At 51.1% G+C, this 21,321-nt stretch carries 25 protein-coding genes; 14 read left to right on the top strand and 11 right to left on the bottom strand.

Features of this window, described 5'->3' with window-relative positions; translation table 11 throughout:
* The first annotated feature begins 176 nt into the window (after positions 1-176).
* A complete protein-coding gene (locus FZX09_RS01795) occupies positions 177-1,940 on the top strand; it encodes a gamma-glutamyltransferase (RefSeq protein ID WP_226399435.1) in 1,764 nt (587 codons plus the stop codon).
* 16 nt (positions 1,941-1,956) lie between these two features.
* Here the strand turns inward: FZX09_RS01795 and FZX09_RS01790 are convergent, their stop codons facing one another.
* Positions 1,957-2,349: a DoxX family protein gene (locus tag FZX09_RS01790; RefSeq protein WP_226399433.1), complete on the bottom strand. Its 393-nt coding sequence runs from the start codon at positions 2,347-2,349 to the stop codon at positions 1,957-1,959.
* Positions 2,350-2,519: 170 nt separating this feature from the next.
* Here FZX09_RS01790 and FZX09_RS01785 point away from each other — a divergent pair, with 170 nt between their 5' ends.
* Positions 2,520-3,395, top strand: coding sequence for a GNAT family N-acetyltransferase (locus FZX09_RS01785; RefSeq protein ID WP_226399431.1), 876 nt, complete (start codon positions 2,520-2,522; stop codon positions 3,393-3,395).
* An 11-nt stretch (positions 3,396-3,406) separates the two neighbouring features.
* Here FZX09_RS01785 and FZX09_RS01780 read toward each other — a convergent pair whose 3' ends face one another.
* The 4 genes from FZX09_RS01780 to FZX09_RS01765 all read right to left on the bottom strand — a co-directional run bounded on the left by FZX09_RS01780 (position 3,407) and on the right by FZX09_RS01765 (position 6,026).
* Entirely contained in the window at positions 3,407-3,553 is a 147-nt protein-coding gene (locus tag FZX09_RS01780) for a hypothetical protein (RefSeq protein WP_226399429.1), read from the bottom strand.
* A 550-nt stretch (positions 3,554-4,103) separates the two neighbouring features.
* The gene (locus FZX09_RS01775; RefSeq protein ID WP_226399427.1) at positions 4,104-4,523 is read right to left on the bottom strand and encodes a hypothetical protein; all 420 of its coding nucleotides are present in this window, start codon (positions 4,521-4,523) and stop codon (positions 4,104-4,106) included.
* 1,048 nt (positions 4,524-5,571) lie between these two features.
* A complete protein-coding gene (locus FZX09_RS01770; RefSeq protein ID WP_226399425.1) occupies positions 5,572-5,748 on the bottom strand; it encodes a hypothetical protein in 177 nt (58 codons plus the stop codon).
* Positions 5,749-5,756: 8 nt separating this feature from the next.
* Positions 5,757-6,026 carry a hypothetical protein gene (locus FZX09_RS01765; RefSeq protein ID WP_226399423.1) on the bottom strand — a complete coding sequence of 90 codons (270 nt, stop codon included), beginning with the start codon at positions 6,024-6,026 and terminating at the stop codon, positions 5,757-5,759.
* A gap of 150 nt (positions 6,027-6,176) precedes the next feature.
* Between FZX09_RS01765 and FZX09_RS01760 the strand changes: the two genes are divergently transcribed.
* From FZX09_RS01760 to FZX09_RS01750, 3 genes are read left to right on the top strand one after another with little or no spacing between them, the layout of a single operon-like run.
* Positions 6,177-6,956, top strand: a complete 780-nt coding sequence (locus tag FZX09_RS01760; protein ID WP_226399421.1) for a GTP-binding protein — start codon at positions 6,177-6,179, stop codon at positions 6,954-6,956.
* 5 nt (positions 6,957-6,961) lie between these two features.
* Positions 6,962-7,777, top strand: coding sequence for a metallophosphoesterase (locus FZX09_RS01755; protein ID WP_226399419.1), 816 nt, complete (start codon positions 6,962-6,964; stop codon positions 7,775-7,777).
* On the top strand, positions 7,777-8,487 hold the full coding sequence (locus FZX09_RS01750) for a phosphoesterase (protein WP_226399417.1): 711 nt from the start codon (positions 7,777-7,779) through the stop codon (positions 8,485-8,487). Before FZX09_RS01755 ends, FZX09_RS01750 begins: the two co-directional genes overlap by 1 nt.
* Before the next feature lie 91 nt (positions 8,488-8,578).
* On the opposite strand, the gene FZX09_RS12005 is transcribed toward FZX09_RS01750, so the two are convergent.
* The gene (locus FZX09_RS12005) at positions 8,579-8,827 is read right to left on the bottom strand and encodes a hypothetical protein (RefSeq protein ID WP_370624151.1); all 249 of its coding nucleotides are present in this window, start codon (positions 8,825-8,827) and stop codon (positions 8,579-8,581) included.
* Between the two features lie 40 nt (positions 8,828-8,867).
* On the opposite strand from FZX09_RS12005, the gene FZX09_RS01740 reads away from it, so the two are divergent.
* A complete protein-coding gene (locus tag FZX09_RS01740; RefSeq protein WP_226399415.1) occupies positions 8,868-9,038 on the top strand; it encodes a gibberellin regulated-like protein in 171 nt (56 codons plus the stop codon).
* Positions 9,035-9,319, top strand: coding sequence for a hypothetical protein (locus FZX09_RS01735; protein ID WP_226399413.1), 285 nt, complete (start codon positions 9,035-9,037; stop codon positions 9,317-9,319). Before FZX09_RS01740 ends, FZX09_RS01735 begins: the two co-directional genes overlap by 4 nt.
* A gap of 2 nt (positions 9,320-9,321) precedes the next feature.
* Here FZX09_RS01735 and FZX09_RS01730 read toward each other — a convergent pair whose 3' ends face one another.
* Positions 9,322-9,480 (bottom strand): metallothionein, encoded by a 159-nt coding sequence (locus tag FZX09_RS01730; RefSeq protein ID WP_226399411.1) that lies wholly within the window; start codon positions 9,478-9,480, stop codon positions 9,322-9,324.
* Positions 9,481-10,182: 702 nt separating this feature from the next.
* On the opposite strand from FZX09_RS01730, the gene FZX09_RS01725 reads away from it, so the two are divergent.
* Positions 10,183-10,758: a helix-turn-helix domain-containing protein gene (locus tag FZX09_RS01725; protein ID WP_226399409.1), complete on the top strand. Its 576-nt coding sequence runs from the start codon at positions 10,183-10,185 to the stop codon at positions 10,756-10,758.
* Positions 10,759-11,150: 392 nt separating this feature from the next.
* Positions 11,151-12,680, top strand: coding sequence for an iron uptake porin (locus FZX09_RS01720; protein ID WP_226399407.1), 1,530 nt, complete (start codon positions 11,151-11,153; stop codon positions 12,678-12,680).
* Between the two features lie 94 nt (positions 12,681-12,774).
* Here FZX09_RS01720 and FZX09_RS01715 read toward each other — a convergent pair whose 3' ends face one another.
* Both FZX09_RS01715 and FZX09_RS01710 read right to left on the bottom strand, forming a co-directional pair.
* Positions 12,775-12,999, bottom strand: coding sequence for a hypothetical protein (locus tag FZX09_RS01715; RefSeq protein WP_226399405.1), 225 nt, complete (start codon positions 12,997-12,999; stop codon positions 12,775-12,777).
* 79 nt (positions 13,000-13,078) lie between these two features.
* Entirely contained in the window at positions 13,079-13,747 is a 669-nt protein-coding gene (locus FZX09_RS01710; protein ID WP_226399403.1) for a Fe2+-dependent dioxygenase, read from the bottom strand.
* A 113-nt stretch (positions 13,748-13,860) separates the two neighbouring features.
* Between FZX09_RS01710 and FZX09_RS01705 the strand changes: the two genes are divergently transcribed.
* The 5 genes from FZX09_RS01705 to FZX09_RS01685 all read left to right on the top strand — a co-directional run bounded on the left by FZX09_RS01705 (position 13,861) and on the right by FZX09_RS01685 (position 18,398).
* Complete coding sequence (locus tag FZX09_RS01705; protein WP_226399394.1) at positions 13,861-14,865, top strand: extracellular solute-binding protein; 1,005 nt, start codon at positions 13,861-13,863, stop codon at positions 14,863-14,865.
* A gap of 143 nt (positions 14,866-15,008) precedes the next feature.
* Complete coding sequence (locus FZX09_RS01700; RefSeq protein ID WP_226399391.1) at positions 15,009-15,599, top strand: ferritin; 591 nt, start codon at positions 15,009-15,011, stop codon at positions 15,597-15,599.
* A gap of 450 nt (positions 15,600-16,049) precedes the next feature.
* Complete coding sequence (locus FZX09_RS01695; RefSeq protein WP_226400326.1) at positions 16,050-16,343, top strand: 2Fe-2S iron-sulfur cluster-binding protein; 294 nt, start codon at positions 16,050-16,052, stop codon at positions 16,341-16,343.
* 331 nt (positions 16,344-16,674) lie between these two features.
* Positions 16,675-17,442 (top strand): alpha/beta fold hydrolase, encoded by a 768-nt coding sequence (locus FZX09_RS01690; protein ID WP_226399389.1) that lies wholly within the window; start codon positions 16,675-16,677, stop codon positions 17,440-17,442.
* Positions 17,439-18,398, top strand: coding sequence for an NAD(P)/FAD-dependent oxidoreductase (locus FZX09_RS01685; protein ID WP_370624149.1), 960 nt, complete (start codon positions 17,439-17,441; stop codon positions 18,396-18,398). The genes FZX09_RS01690 and FZX09_RS01685 overlap by 4 nt, the downstream gene beginning before the upstream one ends.
* Before the next feature lie 44 nt (positions 18,399-18,442).
* Here FZX09_RS01685 and fldA read toward each other — a convergent pair whose 3' ends face one another.
* Positions 18,443-18,952, bottom strand: a complete 510-nt coding sequence (gene fldA / locus FZX09_RS01680) for a flavodoxin FldA (RefSeq protein WP_226399385.1) — start codon at positions 18,950-18,952, stop codon at positions 18,443-18,445.
* An 876-nt stretch (positions 18,953-19,828) separates the two neighbouring features.
* Positions 19,829-20,377 carry a Crp/Fnr family transcriptional regulator gene (locus tag FZX09_RS01675; protein WP_226400324.1) on the bottom strand — a complete coding sequence of 183 codons (549 nt, stop codon included), beginning with the start codon at positions 20,375-20,377 and terminating at the stop codon, positions 19,829-19,831.
* Positions 20,378-21,321 lie beyond the last annotated feature (944 nt).

Below are 21,321 nucleotides of genomic sequence, written 5' to 3'. Positions count from 1 at the left end.
AGAAACGCTCCACTCGTCCCGCAAGCAGAGCTCAGCTGATCCACTCTTGAGGTGAAGGCAGTGGTGCCTTCAATGCGTCAAGCAAGAGCGGGCTGAGGGGCCGGCTCTTCTTTTTGAGGAGAAGGTCAGCAGTCCGCTTCACCAGCCACAAGACTGAAAGCAGCCGATCCACCGCCGTGCTCCACCCGCTCAAAGCGTTGCTGCTGGCGCTGAGCCTTTGGAGCATCCTCCCCGCAGCTGCAACCCCGATCAGTCGCGACGATCCGGAATCCACCGACCCTGGCCGCAAGGACATCTCAAGCGCTAGCGGGTCTGCCGTGGTGGTCACCGCCAATCCCCTCGCCAGCAGGGCGGCGCTGGCGGCGTTGAGCAACGGCGGCAGCGCCATCGATGCTCTGATCACAGCGCAAGCAGTGCTGGCGGTGGTTGAACCCCAGAGCTCCGGCCTGGCTGGTGGCGGTTTTCTGCTGCACTGGAATACCCAACAACGACAGCTTTCAGCCCTGGATGGCCGTGAAGTGGCCCCCGAACGCAGCCGCCCCGGGGACCTACTCGACGCCGCAGGGGATCCCCTCCCCTGGCGTCAGGCCACCAGCCAAGCCAACGCCATCGGTATTCCCGGCACCGTGGCTCTGCTCTGGGAGGCCCATCAAAACCACGGCCGTCTGTCCTGGGCACAGACTCTGCAACCGGCGATCGACCTGGCTAGTGCTGGCTTCCTGCCGAGCCCGCGGTTGTTGCGCTCCATTCGCCTGGCTCAGCGTTTCGGTGTCGCCCACAGCCCTGGATTTCAAGCGCTCTACCTGCCCGGCGGCAAGCCACCAGCAGCGGATCAACCCTTCCGCAACCCAGCCTTGGCTCGCACCCTGAGGCTACTGGCCAAAGAAGGGGGCCCAGCCTTTTATCAGGGGCCTCTGGCACAGCAAATCCTTGGTGGGATCAACGCCCTGCAAGCCAGCGAGCCGAACTTCCTTGGCTGGAGCTCCGCTGATCTGAGCAGCTATGCCGTGGTCCGGCGCCCCCCCCTCTGCAGCCAGGGTTTGCAGCACCGGATCTGCACGATGCCGCCCCCCAGCAGCGGTGGCTTGGCGCTGCTGCAAACCCTGGCGCTGCTGAACAAGACCACCAACCTGGCCGGCTCCAGCGCTGGTGAGCCGCAGGTGTGGCGGCAGCTGGCCCGCGCCCAGGCCTGGGCAGATGCCGACCGCCTTTATTGGGTGCATGACCCCATTGATGGCGCGGTTCCCAGCACAGCCCTGCTGGATCCGGCCTACATCGCCAGCCGAGCCAGAGCCGTGCGACGCGAGAACGGCTCAAGGCCAACGCCGGGTTTGCCGCCAGGCATCGATCGCTATCCCTACGGCCGGCCGGAACGCGGCACTGAACAGGGCACCAGCCAGATCACAATCGTGGACGTGGGCGGCAATATCGCCTCCTACACCTCTTCGGTGGAGACGATCTTCGGGAGTCGGCACCTGGTGGGAGGCATGGTGATGAACAATCAGCTCACCGATTTCGCTTTCAAGCCCAGCCTTGGCGGCAAACCGGTCGCCAACCGCCGCCTGCCCGGACGGCGGCCGATGTCGTCGATGGCACCGACGCTGGTGTTTCGCAACGGCGAGCCGGTGCTGGCCCTCGGCAGCCCCGGCGGCCGCAGCATTCCGCATCTCATCAGCCGGGTGCTGCTGGCGTCATTGGCCTGGAGCGAACCTCCCGCACGGGCGGTAGCTCTTCCCCATCTCTCCCGCCGGGGCGCAACTTTGGTGGTGGAAAGCGATCCGCCGCTGCCCTGGCCGTTTCCACTGGAGCAGCTCACGGGCGAGGCAAGCCTGCGGCGTCAGAGCATCGGCAGCGGCACCGCTCTGATTCAAAAAAACGATGCTGGCTGGCAGGGGGCCGCTGATCCGCGCCGAGAAGGAACGGCCCTGGCCCTGCCCTAATGCCGCCAACCGCCGATCAGCCCTTGGAGCGCAGGTGCTTGAAGCTGGGAACGCCATTGCCCCAGGCACGGGTGATGGCCAGGATTAGCGCCCCGATCAGGGCCAGGTTCATCGCAAAGCCGCTGTCCACCGGGAAGGTGTGAAAGATCAGCGTGGTGGGTACCAAGAACAGCAGCAGCAGCGAGGCCCCCAGCACCGTGTTGCTGCCGAACACCAGCAGGATCGATCCAGCGATCAGCACCACAATCGACGCCACCAACAGCAAAGAAGCCAGGGGTTCGGGAATTCCCTTGGAAGCGATGAAACCTGCGGTTTCACCAAAGTTGGTGAACTTGGCCGGCAGGGCATTCACAAATACGGCCGCCATCAGCACCCGGCCGAGGAAATCGAACAGCTTTGAAGCAGTCATGGAGATCAGTAGCCCGCAGGGGCAGAGGAGTCGTGACCTGCACCCTAGAGAGCAACTGTTCAGCAAGAACATTCATGCGCCACCAGAGGATGAGCTGATTCAGGGATGGAGATCAGCCGTCAAAGGCGGTAAGACGGAGTTCAGCAGGGTCGGGATGGGCCGAGCTGTCGATGCTGGAGATCAGGCCTTTCACCCAAGCCGACCTCGAGGTGGTCACGGCCCTGGCCCGTGAGCAGGATTTCGCTCCAGGTGTCGGCGACATCGAGATCTATGCCAACACCGATCGCCAGGGGGTTTGGCTCGCCTGGCAAGACAACGCACCGGTGGGGTGTATCGCGGCGGTCACCTACAACCCCGACTACGCCTTCATTGGCCTTTTCGTGGTGAAGCCGGAGCATCGGGGCCAGGGGATCGGCCGTCGCCTCTGGCAACACGCCTTAAAAACCCTCAGCGGCGTGCAGTGCATCGGGCTGGAGGCCGCGGTGCAGATGGTGGACTTCTACGAACAGGCTGGATTTCAGAAAAACTGCATCACCACACGCCGGCAGATGCTGTTCCGCAACGAGGGATCACTTGACGCAAGTCACAGCCAGCGCAGCGACGTTGCCGTCGTGCCCTTGCGCGAGGTGTCGCTGGATGCGATTCAGCGCTACGACGAACGCCATGAGATCAGCCCAAGGCCCCACTTCCTTGAATTATGGCTCCGCCATAGAGCGGGAGATGTGTTCGCGGCGAGAGATGCCGAGGGCGAATGCCATGGCTACGTGCGCATTCGGCCTTGCCTGCTGCCGATCGGCGAAGGATGGCGGGTGGGCCCCTGGCTCGCCGAAGACCCCGGCATGGCCTCGCTGTTGCTGAACAACGCCCTGATTCACCACAACGGTGTTGTGCTGATCGACACCCCCGGCCACAACCCGAGCGCCAAAACCATCCTCAGCGCCAGGGGCTTCAAACCCATGACGTCAACGGTGCGGATGTACAAGGGCGTGATGTCAAGGGGGCACGACCGCAACGTTTACGGCCTGGCCTGCCTCGAGCTGGGTTGAACGCTGAAGGATCACTCCACCAGAAATTCGCTGCGTAAGGCCCGCGCATCCTGGATCCGCTGCCCCACTGCGAGCTGGCGCAGGCGGGTGTTCAACCAGGCGCGCAATCGGGTGGATGACACCGACTTGTTAAGCAGACCATCCGAAGGCTCAGGCATGCCGAAGGGAATGGTTATCAGCCACACATGATGGGTCAGGTTAATCAGATCGCACCCACACCAACACCACTTTCAGCTGGTTCTCCACTGAAAGGCAATGCGTGTTCGTGCGGATTGCCAGGGCCTAACCCAGCCCCAAGACTGTGTGCATCGAGATCGGAGGCGTCCATGCGAGACGACGGTCCAACCGAGCAGACGTCAGAAGCAAGCTGACTTTCAGGCCCCTGCTCCAACATTTTTCACACCTCTTGTTGGGTGCACCCTTCGACAGGCCTTGTGCGAAAGGCCAGGCCGATCGGCAATCCATCTGCACCGTACCAGGTGCCCTAAGGAGCTCCCATCACCCGACCCATTGGAACATGGCCCCAGGCGCCATAAGCCAGTCGCTTCGACCTTCCTCAGCCACACCTGATGGATTGCGTCATGCACAAACGAGCGATTTAGGCCGCCTGTTCATCGGAACGGGACGGCCACGTCAACCCTGAACAACACCGTTCAGGCACAGACCCCCGGCCCCCTCCGTCACAGGGACCGGGGGTCTGCTGCCGAATCAGGCATTGCGCTTTTGATCAGCCTGCCGAAGTTGCTCCCGCAGGATGATCGGATCATCACAATGGGATCTGCGGTAAAGCGCTTTGATCTTGCGTGACTCCTCATCGAGCAATTCCAGCTCAACCGCGTCCGCCATTCCCACGGTGAAATCTTCGATCTGGCGGTCTTCAAATTGATTCTCCAGAGCCATCAACTCCTTCAACGAATCACTCATATACAGACAACTCGACGCCATCAATTTCAGGTTTTCCCGAATCTTGAGGTCTGCCTGCTCGCGCACATCCCGAGCCTTTTCCAGCGTGGCAATCAGATCAACACTGGCCGACTCCTCAATCGTTGCAGCAGACACCGTTGAGGTTGCTGCACAACCCAGCCCCAGCACCAAGAGCAACGCCAGAACGGATTGCAGAACCTTCATCGGAACCCTAGAAGACATGCCACGTTAGAGGGAGTAATGAGACGACGTCCCCTCGAATAAGGTAGACATCGCCTTGGATCCGCGACCACACCCCCTCGAGTGGGTGATGTGTGGACAACCCAAGAGCATGACCAACACAACTGCGAAAGCTCAACTGCTCGATCTGCTGATCGAACCGCTAGGAGACGCAAAGGGATCTACGCCCATCGGCAGAACCTGATGCAACGGGTGATGCGCATGCCGGATCTGGAGACGCGCAACCACCTCGATCGCCTCAGGGCAAGCCATTTGCCAGACACCTGGGGCCTCGAGGACACGGGAGCGCAATTCTTAAGGAATGCTGAGACACACAAAGAAAGTCAAGCCCGTGTCGGTTGTCGCAGCCCAGTCCAATCACGAATCCGTAGAAGGGCTCCAGTTTCAAGTGAGATCCCATGACCGAGACCCTGCGCCTGCCCCTACTCCGTTCAAGGCAACGGAACCGTGGAATCGATCGGCAATCACCTGTATCGGGTCTGCGAACCAGCCGGGTGCGCCGTTGCAATGGGGCTCAGCAACGCCCTCTACCTGAGCCGCAACGTGCCTGAGGTGGAACACAAACACTGCTCAAATCGATGACAAAAAAATTCGCTCCAGCCATGGAGCGAATCATGAAGCCGGGGCAATCCCCATCACCCAGCCGATAGCACCAGATGTTGATGCGATGGCCTGAAATTACTTATCCAGCCCCAGATCTAGGAGATCGATATCACTTATGCAGCGCCCTTGATCACAGACAAACGCTTCATATAGTGGCCATGGTCGTTACATTTGGAGCCCCCATCACCCTGCCCGCCACTTCGGCGGGCTTTTTGTAGCAAGACACCAGATCTAGCGCCGGACCAACACACTGCAGGCAGGTCACAAAAAAGAGGGGGGGGGTCCCAATACATCCCCTTTTCTAGGCAGTTCCCCCCCCTGTTCTGAGCTGGGGATGGGGAGTTATTCGTTCATTGTGTATCTTCTGGAACCTAACGGTATCAGTGATTGCACCTAGCCAGCAGTCAGCTCATCGATCCAACAGGCGTTCGTCAATCTTGGCATCGGGATTGAGCCTGATCAGCATCCAAAGCAACATGGCCGAACAATCTCTGTCACTCACGCCGTAGTCATATTTCCAGTCAGCAACCATCCCCCTGAGCTCATGCTGAGCCTGGGTGATGAATTCATCGTTCCATTCCTGCACCAATCCATTCACTCCTCTTCGAGATCCTCTTCTCTGACGTAAAAGGGTTCATCGGCACCGGGCTGATCGTTCTCCAGCACGAGCAACTTGAGCGAATCATCGCTCTCAAAAACAAACAGCCCATCCTCATCGGGATGAACACCCTGCATTTCGGGATGCTGATTGACGAGTCGCTTCAGCCGGCGCTTCTCTTTCCAGAACTTGTATCCCTTTTCAACCAGGTAAACCGCCAGAGCCAAGTTCACCAGCACCAAGGCGAGGAACTCCAAGGCCTGCATAAATCAAAACCGAGTTCCGATGACACTAGCGAGAGAAGCAGGTGGCGCCATAGCAAGCGATACCAAGCTTCCAAAGGCACGAAGAGGACGAGACAGGGCAGCGACGACGGCTCATAATGAGAATGATTCTCGAACTTCGAGGAGATTGCGATGGGCCAGGTGTGCCTGATTTCAGGTCCTCCGGGGTGCGGGAAAACAACCTGGGCGCTCCAAAGGCTTCAGCAGCATCAAGGCCCCTGCGCCTATCTGCGGCTGGAGGGAAACAAGGAGGCAGGGCTCGAGCAGGGGGCAGACAGCGGAATCGACCTGGCCTGGCTTAAGGACCAGGTGCCCAGACTTGAAGAGGCGGCGACAGCCGGCACGACAGATCTGAAGCAGGCAAACGATGGGCTGACCCTGATTGAAGTGCAGCAGTTCCATCCCCCCAACCAGGAGGGCGTCAAAGGGCTCGGAGACGACGTTCGTTCCAAGCTGGAGGCCTTGCAGCTGCAACCCGACCAATTCCTGCACTTCGGGCGAGACCCTGAATTGCCCTCAAATGACACCTTGGAGTTCAGAAAGCTCGAGGCCTGGCACAACTCCCTTTCGGGCTTTGTCTGGGATCCCAACAGCCTGAGCAGCTTCTGGTTTGAACTCGTCAACGGTGCCTACGGCGATGTGTACCGCGCCAAAGGCCTGATGAATCTTCCCGACGGGCGGGCATTTTTCTGCAATTGGATGGTGAGCCAGGAGTCATCCCAGTTCCTGCCCCTAGACACCACAGCACCCCCACAAGGTCGCCCCAGTCGAACCTCAGAGCTCGTTGTTCAGGGAAAGGCACTCAACCCTGAAGGCATTCAAGCCACCATCAACGACTGTCTTCTCGCGGATGACGTGCTCGCCATGCAGCAACAACAGCTCCAGCAACAACAACCCACATCGCGAGGCTGATTGACATGAACCAAGCCGTCATCTCCTGTTTGCACGCCAACCTTGCTGCCGTGGAGGCCGTGCTCGACGACATCGACTCCCAGGGCATCCAAACCATCACCTGCCTTGGCGACCTTCTCGGCTATGGCCCCCAGCCCAATGAAGTGGTGGAGCTAGTGCGTCAGCGTGAGATTCCCACTTGCCAGGGGTGCTGGGACGAGGACATCATTGACGGCCTGAACGCCTGTGAATGCAGCTATCCCTCCCAGCTGGCGGAACGACGAGGCCATCGCGCCCATCACTGGACAGCCGAGCTGCTGACGGAGGAGAACAAGGCCTTTCTGGCTGAACTTCCGATGACCCTGCGGCGCGACAAGCTGCTGTTTGTACATGGCAGTCCGAACAGTCAGCACGAATATCTGTTGCCTGACATGAACGCTTTTGCGGCCCTTGAGCGGGTGGAAACAGCAGGGGCGGAAACCTTGTTCTGCGGCCACACACACCAGCCCTATGTGCGCGAACTACGGCAGGGGTCCATTCGGGTGAAGGTGCAACAACGCGATCAAGGTGCACCAACCGAGCAGGAGCTGGAACTGCCAATGCGGCGGATCGTTAACGCTGGTTCCGTGGGAGAACCGCGTCATGGCAGCACCAAAGCAACTTACGTCATCCATAACGACAACACCGGAGAGGTGACGATTCGTGAGGTCGACTACGACGTCGCCAAAACCTGTCGAGCGATCGTTGATGCGGGCTTACCTGAGGTGTTTGCCTGGAGGCTCAGCCACGGCTTCGAATACGCCGAGCGGGCTGAAGATGCCAGCCATGTGTGTGAGCGCTGATGGAACGCTGGGCCCTGGTGAGTGGTCTCCAAGGAGACCTGGATCTGTACGAGCAGATTCAGAAGGAGTTGAAGCAACAGCGGGGTGTCGCCAACCTGTTCGTTCTCGGTGATGTAGTCGGATCAGAAAGCAAGTGCAATGCACTGCTCGAGCGCCTGAGGCAGCCGAAGCGCGCTGATCTTCAGCCCGAGTGCATCTATGGCTGGTGGGAAGAGCAACTTCTGGCGGAGTGCGGTTACCGCGGCGAACGCAAGGCTGAAAGCCTGAGAGCAGAGAAAGGCGAGGCGGCGGTCGGAGAGCTTCTGGCTGCGGTAGACGCCGACCATCTCAACTGGCTGGCATCGCTGCAGTTCGGCTTCATCGAACTCGACTGCGCATTGATTCATGGCAGCTCCGCTGACGTCGGCGACCGGCTGACGGAAGACACTTCAGCCCTAGTGCTGCTGGATCGGCTAACTCGGCTGGATGTGAACCGACTGTTTACGGCGCGATGTCAGCGTCAGTTCCGACTGGAGCTTTCCGGAGGATCGATCCAATCCCACGTCAAAGACCATGTCGGTGAACAGCAGAGCGAACAGGATGTGCCCAAACGAAGCGTGATCGGCATTGGCGGGGGGAAGCACTACACCCTCTACGACCCCGCCACGGATCACATCGAGTTTCGAATTGCGGGAGAACCCTCCCATGCTGCGGGCCGGGGCTTTGGCTGATAACCACGTTGCTCGAGCTCATTCAACGCGTAAGGCTGTCCATACGCTGGAGCCAGACAAAAACGCATGGTTGACCACAGCCAACAAAAGCTCACAGCTCGCCAGATAGTCCGAGCCCACGCCTACCCCGTATTGGCGACTGGTAAGCAGGCTCAGCCTGCTCAGCATCGCGGTTCTGCTGATTCCACAAGCCGTCAGAACCCATCGCTACAACCGCTGCATCGATGCGCAAATCGCCATGCGGGCCAGCATCAATCCAGAGGGAGACACAGCTCGCGGCAAGATGAACTACCTCAAAGCCGTCGAACACTGCGAAGGCTTCTGAACCGATGCGCGCCATCCACCATTTATCAACTCTCAGCTTCGGGATTTTGGCCCTGATGGTAAACCAAACGCCAGGAATGGCCCACGGCAAGGGGATGTACACAACGGAAATCGAAGCCCAGCAGCGGGCAGATGAAATCGGTTGTAGCAGCGTTCACGAGAACAACGGTCGCTGGATGCCTTGCACTGATGAACGGGAACTGCACCAACAGCTGCGAAAGCAATGAAAGCCTCAAGAACAACCAGCCGACAGGCGCGGCGCATCCATCGCTGGCTGGTGCCGATCGCCGCAGCACCGTTGCTAATCACCGCTGGAACCGGCTCCCTTTACAGCCTGCTGCTGGAGCAGAACATTGACGCCTTCTGGCTGCTCAAGCTGCACACAGGACAGTTCGGCTGGCTCAACCTTCAGCCCATGTACCCAATCCTGCTGGGAGGCCTGACAATTGTTGTGACTGTGTCTGGGCTGACGATGCTGGTCAGGCCAGCCCGAGCGAAAGGGGGTTGAGATCACCCGACGACCACACTCCGCGCAAGTGAAGCTGCATGAGCCATGCCACAGCACGATTCATGATTGGGGTGACCAGTGGCACAAGCCTCTGAAAAGAAACTCTGACCGTCGCGAACAAAAGCCTGAGACATCTGCACCTCGCAGAAGCAAGGAGACAAGCACAGGGATTAGCGGAAGCCATCAAAACCAATCAACTTTCTGTTGCATAAGCCGAAAAACAGAAGATCCCAGAAAGAACACACCATTCCCACACACAATTCATGCGGATATTGTTAACAGCTCTCATAACATAGAGAAATTGGCGGAAAAGAGTTGACTCAAACAGCAACAACAAGCAACAACCAAAAGAAGAAAGGTGAATAATCACGGCGAAACAAACCATATGACACACGCAGAAGCAATTAAATCCGCCGGGAATCAATCGGGGAATAGAAAAATAATCAGAACAGAGGTTCAAAACCAATGAACAAAATCAATCAACTCAGAAACAAGACGCTTCAAGAAATCAATGCATGGTGCTACCAACGAGCATCACACCTTTCTATCACTGGTGAGGACAAGGCAGCGCAAGCCCTAACGGAAGAGCACATGGAATCACTCCAAAATATTAACACCAAAAATATACTGTGGATTGAGAATTAACAGGCACAGCGCCTTTATCGCGACGACGCATTGTGTCGTACCTGACCTCAAAAAGAGCAAAAATTACAAGAAGAGACAAAATCAAAAAGCCACACCGTGCTATAAAAGACATCAAATGCGCACGAAATCTTGCAATACCTGTTCATACATAGCAAAAAAATATTAACAAGATAATTAAGCACTAGCCAATGTAACAAAAAGTACAAGTCAATGCGTCAATGAATACTCAGCACAGCAATCGAGATAAAAGAGGTGGGCCAATATCTCTGAATTCGTCCGAAACAGCTCGCTTAAAAAAAGCTAACATAGGAGAGGAAATAGAAATAACAGTAAAGATGGGCGTTATAAGGATTGCCGCCAAACAATCCCAGAATACAGAAGATATAACTTTAGCTTTTGCATGCAGGGCAGATGCTTTTAAATTCAACTACCCCAGAGATCTAGAAATCACAATAGAAGCCATAACAGACACAACTTATTTGGTGGAATCGACAAATAAAAGAGACTCCAATAAAAGCGACGATATCCTGGACTGGTTGATTCAACTACATATAGTGAGGCATGAAGCAAATGTGGAAAGACGACTAATGAAATTTTTTGAGTTATTGATGACCAGACTAGGCAAGAGAACACCGGAAGGATTATTACTGGAACACACACTTCCTCATGCGCGCATTGCTGAAATCATTGGATCAACAAGATCGACAGTATCAAGAACAATCAGCAACCTTAGAAAGAGCCAAAAAATTTATATTGATGAATTAAAAAATCAAGTCATCATGCCTGTTGACTAATTAACGCCCGCAACGGCATGTTCCACCCTTCCACTTAGAGCACTTTGATTTCTTACAACCCTTTTTCTTACTTACTGAAAGAAACTTTTCGGAAGACTCGGCCAAAATCGTATGCAATCAAGAAAACTACAATACTGCTTCACCAAGAGCTAAAACCACCTTGCAGGAGTAGCAAAAAGCACAAGCTAGCAACTCATCTGATCCCAATCAAGAGGGCCGACAGCCAACAGAGAGCGCTATCAATGATGATAAGTGCTAAGAAAATCGCGAATCAAAAGAACTTCGAGATGTATAGAAAGCTACACCAGAATGAACTAAACGAGTAGCAAGCAACACAGCAGAAGAGCAAAATGAGATTGCCCATTTTGGGCTTTCCTGTGTGAGGAATTCAAATGAAGCTTTTCCAGCAACTGCTGGTGGCTCCTGCCGCCCTTGGCCTTCTGGCCACCGGCGCCAATGCCGCCGAGCTGAACATCAACGGCGTTTCTGATTACGCGGCTTCCGCTGATCAGGTAACCAGCGTCTCCCAGTTCTCCGACGTCTACCCCACCGACTGGGCCTATCAGGCTTTGGCTGGTTTGGTTGAGACCTACGGCTGCGTCGCCGGTTACCCCAACGGCACCTTCCGTGGCAACCGTGCCATGACCCGCTACGAAGCGGCTGCCCTGCTGAACGCCTGTCTCGATCGCGTCACCGAAGTGACCGACGAGCTGCGTCGCCTGATGGCTGAGTTCGAAACCGAGCTGGCCATCATCAAGGGTCGCGTTGACGGCCTCGAGGCCCGCGTTGGCGAACTGGAAGCAACCCAGTTCTCCACCACCACCAAGCTCAAGGGGCAAGCCGATTTCTTCATTGGTGCTGTCTCCTATGAAGATCGGGATGACTGCAATGCAGCGAAGGCGGGTGAGTGCGAAGACGACGCTACTTCGTTCTCTTATCGCTACACACTGAATCTGAACACAACATTTACCGGCAAGGATCTGCTGTACACCCGTATTCGTACGGGCAACATGTCCAATGTGTGGACGCAGGACAACTCATACCTGTCAGACGCAAAATCAGGCACGAATTCACTCAAAGTTGACAAACTTTGGTACACCTTCCCTGTCGGTGACGAGTTCAAAGTCACGGTAGGTGCATTGGTCGAGAACTACTACATGGTGGAAACACCTACTCGCTATAAGCCAATCCTCAAGGCCTTCAAACTGGGTGGTTATGGCATCACAATGGGCGCAAGTACTGGTCAAGGTGCTGGCATCCAATGGCGTCAAAATGTAGCTCCTGGAGAAGCAGCTTGGAATGCTGCCATCAGCTACGTAGCTGATGGAAACGAGGGTGCTAGCTCTTCTTCCAAGAAAGGTCTGTTTGGTGAAGATACCGACGGCCTGTTCCTGAGCCAAATCGGCTACGGAAACAGGAAGTGGTACATCTCAGGTCTGTACGCTCACAAACAAGGTGAGCAAGGATCAGATCCTGCAGAAGGTTACTCGACTCCTGCAGTTAACAAGGATGACGCGGCACTGAATGCATTCGGCATTCGCGGCTACTGGTCACCAGAAGATTCGGGCCTGATGCCTACTGTCAGCGCAGGCATCGATTTCGGGTTCAATGATGCTAAAGCCAATGGTCAAGTCGAAGAAAGCTTCGGCTGGATGGTTGGCCTCAATTGGAAGGATGCCTTCATTGATGGAAATAAGCTGGGTGTAGCTTTCGGCAGCTACTCCAGCTATGCAACAGAAATGAAAGGTGACAGTGCCCCCGATGACGAAAACTTCGCCATCGAGGCCTACTATGACTACCAAGTCTCTGACAACATCACTGTAACTCCTGCAATCTTCTGGATTGAAGATGCTGATGGTGCAGCAGCTGTTGATGGTTCAAACCGCCTTGGTGGCTTGATCAAAACCACCTTCAAATTCTGATCCTTTAGTGAACAATACAGGCGCCTTTCGGGGCGCTTTTTTTTTAGCAAAAGAAAGGGGGCAAATGCCCCCTTAATCTAAAAAAGGATTGAAGTCACCAGCAGTTCTCGCCCTCTCCAATAGGGACGCAGATATCTTCTTGCTCAGCCTTTTTCTTTAAAGCAGCAGCATCAGCGTCCAAAATACTTTCCTCATCAACAGCTTGATCTGTAGTCCATTCCTTAAGACCTCCTGCATCCTGAGCATGCAAGGCTGGTGCAGACGCAACAAGAAGTGAGGTCGCAGCGACGAAAACTGAAATAGCAGAAGGCTTTGGCATGAAATAAATTTGAACTGATCCGATTGTAGGAAAGATAAGGGCAGGAAATACAAATAAGGACTATATCAAAATATACAAGTCAGCTCGAAAGTCGGCGAACAGCATTCGAGTAACTCTGGAAAATCAGATCAAGTTCATCGGATCGGCCATAGCGTGCCAACAAACCACGCGCTCCGGCATCTATATTGAACAAAATCGAGCGGTCGTCAGGAACCTTGACATAGCTCTCAATCCAGCCAACGCAAACATAACGGACACCGCTCAAAACCGGTTCAACACAATGGAGCGTAGAGGACGGATAAATGACGATTTGACCAGAAGGCAATCGAAATTCCTTTGTTTCCTCCCCACCGCTTTGGATCATTAAAGATCCACCCTCATAGGTGTCTTCATCACTCAGAAAACAGGTAAAAGACAAATCCCGACGACCATGACGTGAGAAAGGATTATCAACGTGCCATCCATAAGAATCACCAGCACTGGATCTAGAAACCAACAAGCTGTGGACCTTGCGAACAAGTGAAAAACTTTTGATCAGGGGATCGCTCGTAACAGCTGAAGTAATGCAATTACTAATCGCAAGAGTGAGCTCAGCATTTGGATCAAGCTGATGATTATTCTTCACCAGTGCAGCATGATCACCTGCGGTCAATCGACCATCTCGCCAGGGAAGGTTGGGAGCACTAAGGCGCTGCTGAAAGTCACGAACTGCAGGAAGAGGCAAAAGAGAATGCGTCAGAAAATCCATCGTTCAAAGAGTCTCAAGGATAAAAGCCTTTAACAAATGCTACAAAACGAACCATCAAACACAACTGACAGAGTGAATCGCTGGATTAGTATAAAAGAACTTAGTCTAGAGACATGGTTAGGTTCCTTGTGGCGCTGAGTTTAGTGGCACCATTTGCTGCCATACCTTCAGTAGAGGCAAAGGAAGTAAGGGTTTACTCAGGGCGGCATTACAACACTGATCGGAAAGCCTACAAACAATTTAGTAAAGAGACTGGAATCAAAGTAAGACTGATCGAGGCCACAGGGATATCACTTGTTGAACGTCTTAAACGAGAGGGAAAGTATTCAAATGCGGACGTGATCTTATTGGTTGATGCAGCGAGAATCAACAATGCTGCGGAGGCTGGTCTTCTGCAACCCGTACCCTCTAAAGAACTTCAGACGAATGTACCCTCACGTTATCGGGATCCATTAAATCGGTGGTTTGGCTTCACAAGGCGAGTTAGAGCAATCATTGTAAATCCTAAAATCGTGGATCCAAATACGATTAAAACGTATTCCGATCTTGCAAATCCAGTTCTCAAAGGAAAAGTCTGTTTGCGCAAAAGGAAAAACGTCTACAATCAATCACTTGTAGCCGATCAAATCATATTGAAGGGTGAAACTGCTGCTTCAGCTTGGGTCAAAGGGATGGTCAGAAATGTAAGTCAGCCTTACTTCGGTGGTGATGTATCACTGATTCGTGCAGTTGGACAAGGTAAGTGTGGAGTCGGGCTAGTCAATCATTATTATCTGGCACGAATGCAGGCAGGTTCGAGTGGGAAGGATGATCAGAATGTAACGTCAAATATTAAATTGGTCATGCCTAATCCAGCCCATGTGAATATCAGTGCCGCAGGAGTTGCAAATTCAGCAAAAAACAAAGCGGAGGCGATTAAATTCATTGAGTTTATTTCGTCACCAAAAGGTAGTCGTCTAATTGCAGACCCAACCTTTGAATATCCGCTAAACAACCTTGGGACATCAAAGGAATTGAAAGCATTTGGGACATTTACGCCAGACAATATTTCAATTAGTGCTCTTGGCGCAACACAGAAAGACGCAATCAAAGTGATGGCAAATGCTGGCTGGCGTTGACCTACAGGGATTAACGATAAGTTGAACGGAATACGGAATTAAAAGCTTTTGATAATGACTCTCATTTAACTTGGTGCAATCAACACACCAATCAAGCGCACCGATCTGTCTATGCGTATCATTTGGACATCGACAGGTAAAAAATGCTGAGCACAACCAACTCAAGTCCCGCTTCGTCTATCGCTTGCGGCCCATCAGGTCGGGCAATTGCAGAAGGGATCGACTCTGAACTACTGAACGCCATACAAGACCATCTCAACATGGAGAGGCAAGCCCATGCCTCCTATTTTGCCGCAGCAATCTGGTTTGCAGAACGTGAATTGAGAGGATTTTCAAGTTTCTTCCGAGATGAATCAAGTAGCGAGCACAAGCATGCTGCAAAGTTCGCGGAATACATCATTGCGAGGGGACAAAGTGTTGCTCTAAAAGCAGTCGATGCTCCATTCCAAAACTGGACTTCACCTGCAGATGTCATGGCTTCGGCATTCCAAATGGAAGTTGATGTCACAACCTCGTTGCAGCAGCTCTATTCCATGGCAGAAAGAGTGAATGATACACGTACAACAGTGTTCCTCGACCCAATGGTAGAAATGCAAACTCATTCAGAGCACGAATTTGCTCACCTGCTGGGACGAGTGAAGTTTGCAGACAATCAAGCAACAGCCTTGTTGATCATCGACAACGAATTGGAACAAGGCAACAATAAACCTGCTTCCCTACAAGGGCAGGTCTAAAGCAGTAACGAATAGTTTATCAATACGTATAAATATTGCGAAATCAAATATTTAATCCCTGCGGATCAATTACGAAACATTTGATATCTCGCATCAAGGATTTAGGTGACACTTCCAAATATTCAGCAATTAGTCGGTGGGACCACCCTTGGTTCCGCAATGCCAATGCAATCTTCAGACGCTTTTTACGCCAACCATTTGGAGTCCCTAAATAGTGCGAAACTCTAGAGGTTGAAATAGGATTCATAAGAATAAGGCTTTAGTTCATAATATTTAAATTGAATCATAATTTCGAGGTAGGCATCGATTAGATGTAACTAGTGATGATGATGAAAGCATGGTCGATACATGCCTGTGATCAATCTCAAATGTAGTCAATGAAGCACGTATAAGATACATATATTCGCGGTGACAATTAAGAATGTTTATCATAAGTTTTTAATTGGAGTGATGCCTGCATTCAAGGTCGAATTAAGGATGCCTGATGGAATCAAATACTTTGATTGTCCAGATGATGAATACGTTCTAGAAGCAGCAGAGCAAGCTGGAATTGATATGAGTTATTCATGTAGAGCAGGGGCATGCAGTACATGCGTGGGAAAGATTATTGAAGGAACAGTAGACCAGTCTGATCAAAGTTTTCTCGATGATGAGCAAATGGAGGAAGGCTATTCACTTCTATGCGTAACTTATGCAACATCAAATTTGATCGTAAAGACTGATTGCGAAGAAGAGCTTTGGTGAAAATAGATAAAGCGAAAAAATCCACGACTAATGAAAGCACATAGGAAAAAGGAAATTAGCTTGGTGGATCAGTATCTTAATGCGTCATGCTTCAACAAAATAAGCGATACTACATATCAAAGCATGCTGAAGTACGAATCAAAAGCCGACCCAATCGAAAGGAAGTTGATTATAAGGATGAAAGAACAAGTCAGACTCGGAAAAGTTGTGCTTTCTTCTTGATCAAAAGATAAAAGCTGATCGGCTTAGATGTGATAAAGAATACAGCAGGACGTCTACTCTGAGAGGGAACATAATCAAAAGCATAAGAAGATAAGAAAAATAGAATCAGATGAAAAACAGCAATATACTTTGGATAGATCTTCAACCGTCACTGTATTGCCTATTCAAACGAACAACACAGAGCCTAGGACAGAATTTTAAAGTCAAGAGATGGTCCTTCGAACATGATCTTGACGAATCATGTGATGTTGATACAGTCCACGGGCTACTGAGGCAAACAATAGATAATACTTCAAGACCAGTTCATCTCATTGGCCACGGGATAAGCGGTACAATTGCATATTTGTACGCTCAAAAATATCCAAATAATATATCCTCGGTTTCAGCGTTATCAGTAGATACCCATTCAACAAATCAATGGACTAGTCACTATCAGAGTATGCGCAGCCAATTGCCCTGCTCCAGATTTCATATTTTAAATCATCTAAGTAAGCTTTTGGTAAATGGAAATTCAGAGGAGGTTAGAAGTGTTATGACGAGACTATTAGCAAGATGTTTAGACAATGATTTTGTACATGGGTCTATCGTTAAGAGGGAAAAAATTGAGAATATAAATAAAGCCAACGTTCCCATACTCGTAATAAACGGGGGAAAAGATTTTGTTGTTGACGAACAGAGTTGTGACAGATGGAGACACTACCTAAAGCCTGGAGACTGCTACCAAAAAATTTCAAATGGACGCCATTTCTTCCCATTTACGGAATGGAGTAAAACCTCAAATATAATCGAATCATTTATCAAAATGGTGCCAGACAAAAGTCTTGATCTTGCACCTGATTACTACAAAAATCTAAGTATTAGTAAAGCCAATTCATGAATCAGATGAATAACTTCGACGTAATTATCATTGGTGGAGGGCCCGCAGGATGCTCGTGTGCACTGTATACAGCAAGATCAAATATATCAACAATTATCCTGGATAAAAATCAGGCTGTTGGTGCACTTGCAATCACTCACAAAATTGCGAACTATCCGGGAGTAGAAGGAGATACTTCAGGTGAACAGCTATTAAAAACAATGAGAACTCAAGCAATTAACTATGGAGCAGAATACAAGCAAGCTCAAGTATATGGAATCAGCATGACAGATTCTGAGAAGACTGTCTACACACCAGAGGGTACATTCGTCGGAAAGACATTGGTACTAGCAACGGGCGCAATGGGAAGAGCATCAACACTTCCCGGTGAGAATGAATTTCTTGGTAGAGGAGTTAGTTATTGTGCAACTTGTGACGGAGCTTTTTATAAGAACCAAGACGTAGCCGTCTATGGTTCAAATCAGGAAGCAATTGATGAGGCACTTGTACTCACAAAATTTGCATCAACAGTTCATTGGATTACTAACAGTAAGCCAAGTGTAAGCTCTCCAGAAGCACAAATTCTTCTCGAATCAGACAAAGTAAAACACTGGAAGCGAACAAGAGTCACCTCCATACAAGGGGATGATCAAGGAGTGAATAGTGTCATAGTGCAATCAACCGGAAAAGGTGAAGAGCAAATCGTCAAAGTTCAAGGTGCTTTTGTCTACTCCACAGGTTCACTCCCTATCACTGATTATCTACAAGAACAAATCCCGGTCAACCAGAATGGTGGAATTCGAGTTAACAACGACATGATGACAGATCTTGGAGGGGTCTGGGCAATCGGTGATATCCGTAATACACCCTTTAAACAAGCTGTTGTTGCTTGCGCTGATGGATGCATAGCAGCGATGGCAATTGATAAATATCTGAACCAGCGTAAAGACATTCGAGTGGATTGGGTCCATCGATGAAAAAGCGCCCTTTCGGGCGCTTATGGTTCAGCAATCAACTTGGTTCAAGACTCCGCGTTTATTTGCTGGACCCAGGCTTGCAATCGTTGATCCGTTAATTCCGACTCGTTGTCTTCATCGATTGCGAGTCCGCAGAACTTACCGTCAATAACGCTCTTTGATTCATCATAGGTGTACCCTTCTGTGGAGACCTTACCGATCAACTTGGCACCAGATTGAAGGAAGGCCGTATACAATTCCTCCATAGCATCACAGAAAAAATCGGAATAACCGGAGGAATCGCCTAGTCCAACGATAGCAACTGATTTTCCGGCAAAATCCTTATCTGGAATTTCCTGAACTAGATCATCCCATGCTGTTCCGGATCTTGCCTCGTCAGCACCGGTATTCCAGGTTGGAACGCAACAAATCAACGACTCAGCTGAAACCAACTCGTCAATTGAATCAATGTTGTCGACATCCTTCGCTTCTGTACCAGGAAGAAGCTCCTTCAGTCGATCAGCCACGTCTTCAGTTTTGCCCGTAGAGGTGGCAAAGAAAATGGTGAAAGTCATGCAAAAGAAATCACCCTACAAGAATCGCAAATACTCTTTATTCCCGATTAAAGCTTGTTTCAACTACAGGTGAGATAGATCACATCAGAAGAACTCATTCACCTGGATACGCCATAAGAAATTTTATCTAAGAATGTCTCAGAATATTCAAAGACTCGCGATATTCGGAGAGTGCTTGATCAAATCCTGTCTCACGAATGCGTTTGAGCCAACGGAGACGAACCAGGTCGTCACGCTCTAAGTGGTCAATAAATTCTTCGAGGATTTCTGATCCAACAAGCATGTCAAACTCTGAAGACCAATGTAGAACTTTAAAGAATGCTTTGAATTACAATGAGGCAAATGATGCTTTTCACTTGATCTTAAGTGATGCTCGACTTGAGCAATTTATAAAAAGATCAAGTTATAGAGCAGATTAAATCTAAGAAGTTTTTGTTTAGCTACTTTTGAGAAAAGAATACTTGAAATGTCAATCTAATTACCAAAAGCCCTCAGGCTATAAGCATACTTTATTTAACAAAGCATTATTATGGCAGCAAGCTCAAATGAGATGGCCATATAGACTGGACTGCAAGATTAGAACATAAGCTCAAAAAACACGATGTTGGAACCGAATCGTCAATAGACAACGAGAGAGCAATTCTTCTAACAAATATTTCTGTATAGATTCAGAATCAAGAAAACTGTTGAGCTCTGCCAAAGTTGTTTGCATCGCCAAACATCTATGACGGTAAAAAGATATCTCCGCAACGAGACGATCTTTTAGCTGCTCGTGCTGGCAATACTGAATTGAACGACTGGCACATTGAATTCGCCGCTGAATCCATTCAGCCTCTCTGCAGAGATCGCCAAGTACACCAAAGGAATTCACGATCCTCAGAATTGGAGAGGTGAAGAGTTGATGAGGTCAGGTGCAATACGCATCGTGACATCACCAGACGACATGGCGATCAAATCGGCTTGACGCCATTTCGAAAGAAGACGGGTAGTGGTCACCCGGGTAGCACCAATCAACTCGCCAAAACGATCATGGGTTAGACGGAAGGGAAGCTGATAAGCATCGCTGCAACGAAGTCCAAGCCGGTTGACCAATAGCGCCAAAAGAGCGTGAAGCCGTTGTTCTGCCTGACCCAGATGACGGACTCTCAAGAGCTGTAACGTCCACTCATTGACTGCGTCGATGCCGAATTCGTCAGTGGAGACGGAATCACGGCGAAACTTGAGCGCCGTGAGTGCCTCAACACAGGCCCCGTCACTGCACATGCGATCAGTGCGAAGCCTGTCGCCTGACTGCAAAAACGCCAAGGTCATTCCCTCGGTCTCCTCGCAAGGGCAATACACCCGGCAGACACCCTCCAACACTTCCAGAACGGTGGCCTGGTCTCGACCAGCAGGATCCAGCAGAACGGTCTGAAGCCTGGGCATCGACAAAGGTGCCGCTGGATCTTCCGGCAGGAAACGGTAGGCAGACGTCGTCACGAACTATCGCGAATGAGAATTACTCGCAAGAGTACAGACTTCCTGTCGATATTGCAAGTCATTCTCAATAAGGCTCTTAAACTGGAGTTCTTTCTCAATACGCTGCGAGGAGGCTCCCTCCGCACACAGAAGAAGTGAACGGAGCAGCTGCGCATCTCCCTGAATTCGAAGCATTGCCCTGATGTCTCTAGGCCTAGTACACCTCGACCGCTGAGAGACCAGTGGATCGCTTTCAACGCTGAGGTGTTCTTATTGAGCGTTTTCTCTGTATTTCCTTGTCATAACCACAAGGCACACAACTACGGTGTTAATCAGCCAACCCTCATGCTCAAACGGGAGAGAACTCAAAAAAAGTAATTAGAGACAAAAGCAGACCTAGATAACGCAGATGCTGTCTGTCGTCACGACCGGGTACAAACACCTGGCTAGTTGCGTAAGCAACCAGGTGTATCAGCATCACATGGATCTATCACATCAACCAACTAACCCCTGTCTATTACTGGATTTTGACAGGAGGACGGAACATCAACTCTTGGTCCAGCAACCAGAACTGTCTGGTGCGAAGGGGGGTCACCCACCGATACCTTGCAACCTCTCATAAGTCACAACCGGCACATCAGCACAGCACTCAGCCAAAAAACAGGGAGAAGCTTCCCATGGAGCATCGAATCCTCCATCCAATGGTTCCTGCAGTGAGCATTGGGCGCTGAGTGTCAGCTGACTCCTCTCCTCAACCGAAGGAGTCAGTTCAGCGTTTTAACCCAACAACTTTACAAAGGCTCATTTGATTCGATGATCTGCATCATCTGGAGCAGCTGAATCCTTATTCCAGCCCATATTGATTAATGTTTCCTTCGCAGGAAACCTCCAACCAATGGTGGGGGCAATCA

The organism is Synechococcus sp. MU1643 (assembly GCF_020514095.1).
GTDB lineage: Bacteria > Cyanobacteriota > Cyanobacteriia > PCC-6307 > Cyanobiaceae > Parasynechococcus.
Note: the sequence above shows the minus strand (reverse complement) of the source record. Positions and strands in the feature narration are given on the sequence as shown.

Coding starts and splice junctions, on each gene's coding strand:
- FZX09_RS01790 (WP_226399433.1), bottom strand. CDS start 2,349: ATGACTGCTTCAAAGCTGTTCGATTTCCTCGGCCGGGTGCTGATGGCG.
- FZX09_RS01785 (WP_226399431.1), top strand. CDS start 2,520: ATGCTGGAGATCAGGCCTTTCACCCAAGCCGACCTCGAGGTGGTCACG.
- FZX09_RS01780 (WP_226399429.1), bottom strand. CDS start 3,553: ATGCCTGAGCCTTCGGATGGTCTGCTTAACAAGTCGGTGTCATCCACC.
- FZX09_RS01775 (WP_226399427.1), bottom strand. CDS start 4,523: ATGAAGGTTCTGCAATCCGTTCTGGCGTTGCTCTTGGTGCTGGGGCTG.
- FZX09_RS01765 (WP_226399423.1), bottom strand. CDS start 6,026: ATGCAGGCCTTGGAGTTCCTCGCCTTGGTGCTGGTGAACTTGGCTCTG.
- FZX09_RS01760 (WP_226399421.1), top strand. CDS start 6,177: ATGGGCCAGGTGTGCCTGATTTCAGGTCCTCCGGGGTGCGGGAAAACA.
- FZX09_RS01755 (WP_226399419.1), top strand. CDS start 6,962: ATGAACCAAGCCGTCATCTCCTGTTTGCACGCCAACCTTGCTGCCGTG.
- FZX09_RS01750 (WP_226399417.1), top strand. CDS start 7,777: ATGGAACGCTGGGCCCTGGTGAGTGGTCTCCAAGGAGACCTGGATCTG.
- FZX09_RS12005 (WP_370624151.1), bottom strand. CDS start 8,827: ATGGCGCGCATCGGTTCAGAAGCCTTCGCAGTGTTCGACGGCTTTGAG.
- FZX09_RS01740 (WP_226399415.1), top strand. CDS start 8,868: ATGGTAAACCAAACGCCAGGAATGGCCCACGGCAAGGGGATGTACACA.
- FZX09_RS01735 (WP_226399413.1), top strand. CDS start 9,035: ATGAAAGCCTCAAGAACAACCAGCCGACAGGCGCGGCGCATCCATCGC.
- FZX09_RS01725 (WP_226399409.1), top strand. CDS start 10,183: ATGAATACTCAGCACAGCAATCGAGATAAAAGAGGTGGGCCAATATCT.
- FZX09_RS01720 (WP_226399407.1), top strand. CDS start 11,151: ATGAAGCTTTTCCAGCAACTGCTGGTGGCTCCTGCCGCCCTTGGCCTT.
- FZX09_RS01715 (WP_226399405.1), bottom strand. CDS start 12,999: ATGCCAAAGCCTTCTGCTATTTCAGTTTTCGTCGCTGCGACCTCACTT.
- FZX09_RS01710 (WP_226399403.1), bottom strand. CDS start 13,747: ATGGATTTTCTGACGCATTCTCTTTTGCCTCTTCCTGCAGTTCGTGAC.
- FZX09_RS01705 (WP_226399394.1), top strand. CDS start 13,861: ATGGTTAGGTTCCTTGTGGCGCTGAGTTTAGTGGCACCATTTGCTGCC.
- FZX09_RS01700 (WP_226399391.1), top strand. CDS start 15,009: ATGCTGAGCACAACCAACTCAAGTCCCGCTTCGTCTATCGCTTGCGGC.
- FZX09_RS01695 (WP_226400326.1), top strand. CDS start 16,050: ATGCCTGCATTCAAGGTCGAATTAAGGATGCCTGATGGAATCAAATAC.
- FZX09_RS01690 (WP_226399389.1), top strand. CDS start 16,675: ATGAAAAACAGCAATATACTTTGGATAGATCTTCAACCGTCACTGTAT.
- FZX09_RS01685 (WP_370624149.1), top strand. CDS start 17,439: ATGAATCAGATGAATAACTTCGACGTAATTATCATTGGTGGAGGGCCC.
- fldA (WP_226399385.1), bottom strand. CDS start 18,952: ATGACTTTCACCATTTTCTTTGCCACCTCTACGGGCAAAACTGAAGAC.
- FZX09_RS01675 (WP_226400324.1), bottom strand. CDS start 20,377: ATGCCCAGGCTTCAGACCGTTCTGCTGGATCCTGCTGGTCGAGACCAG.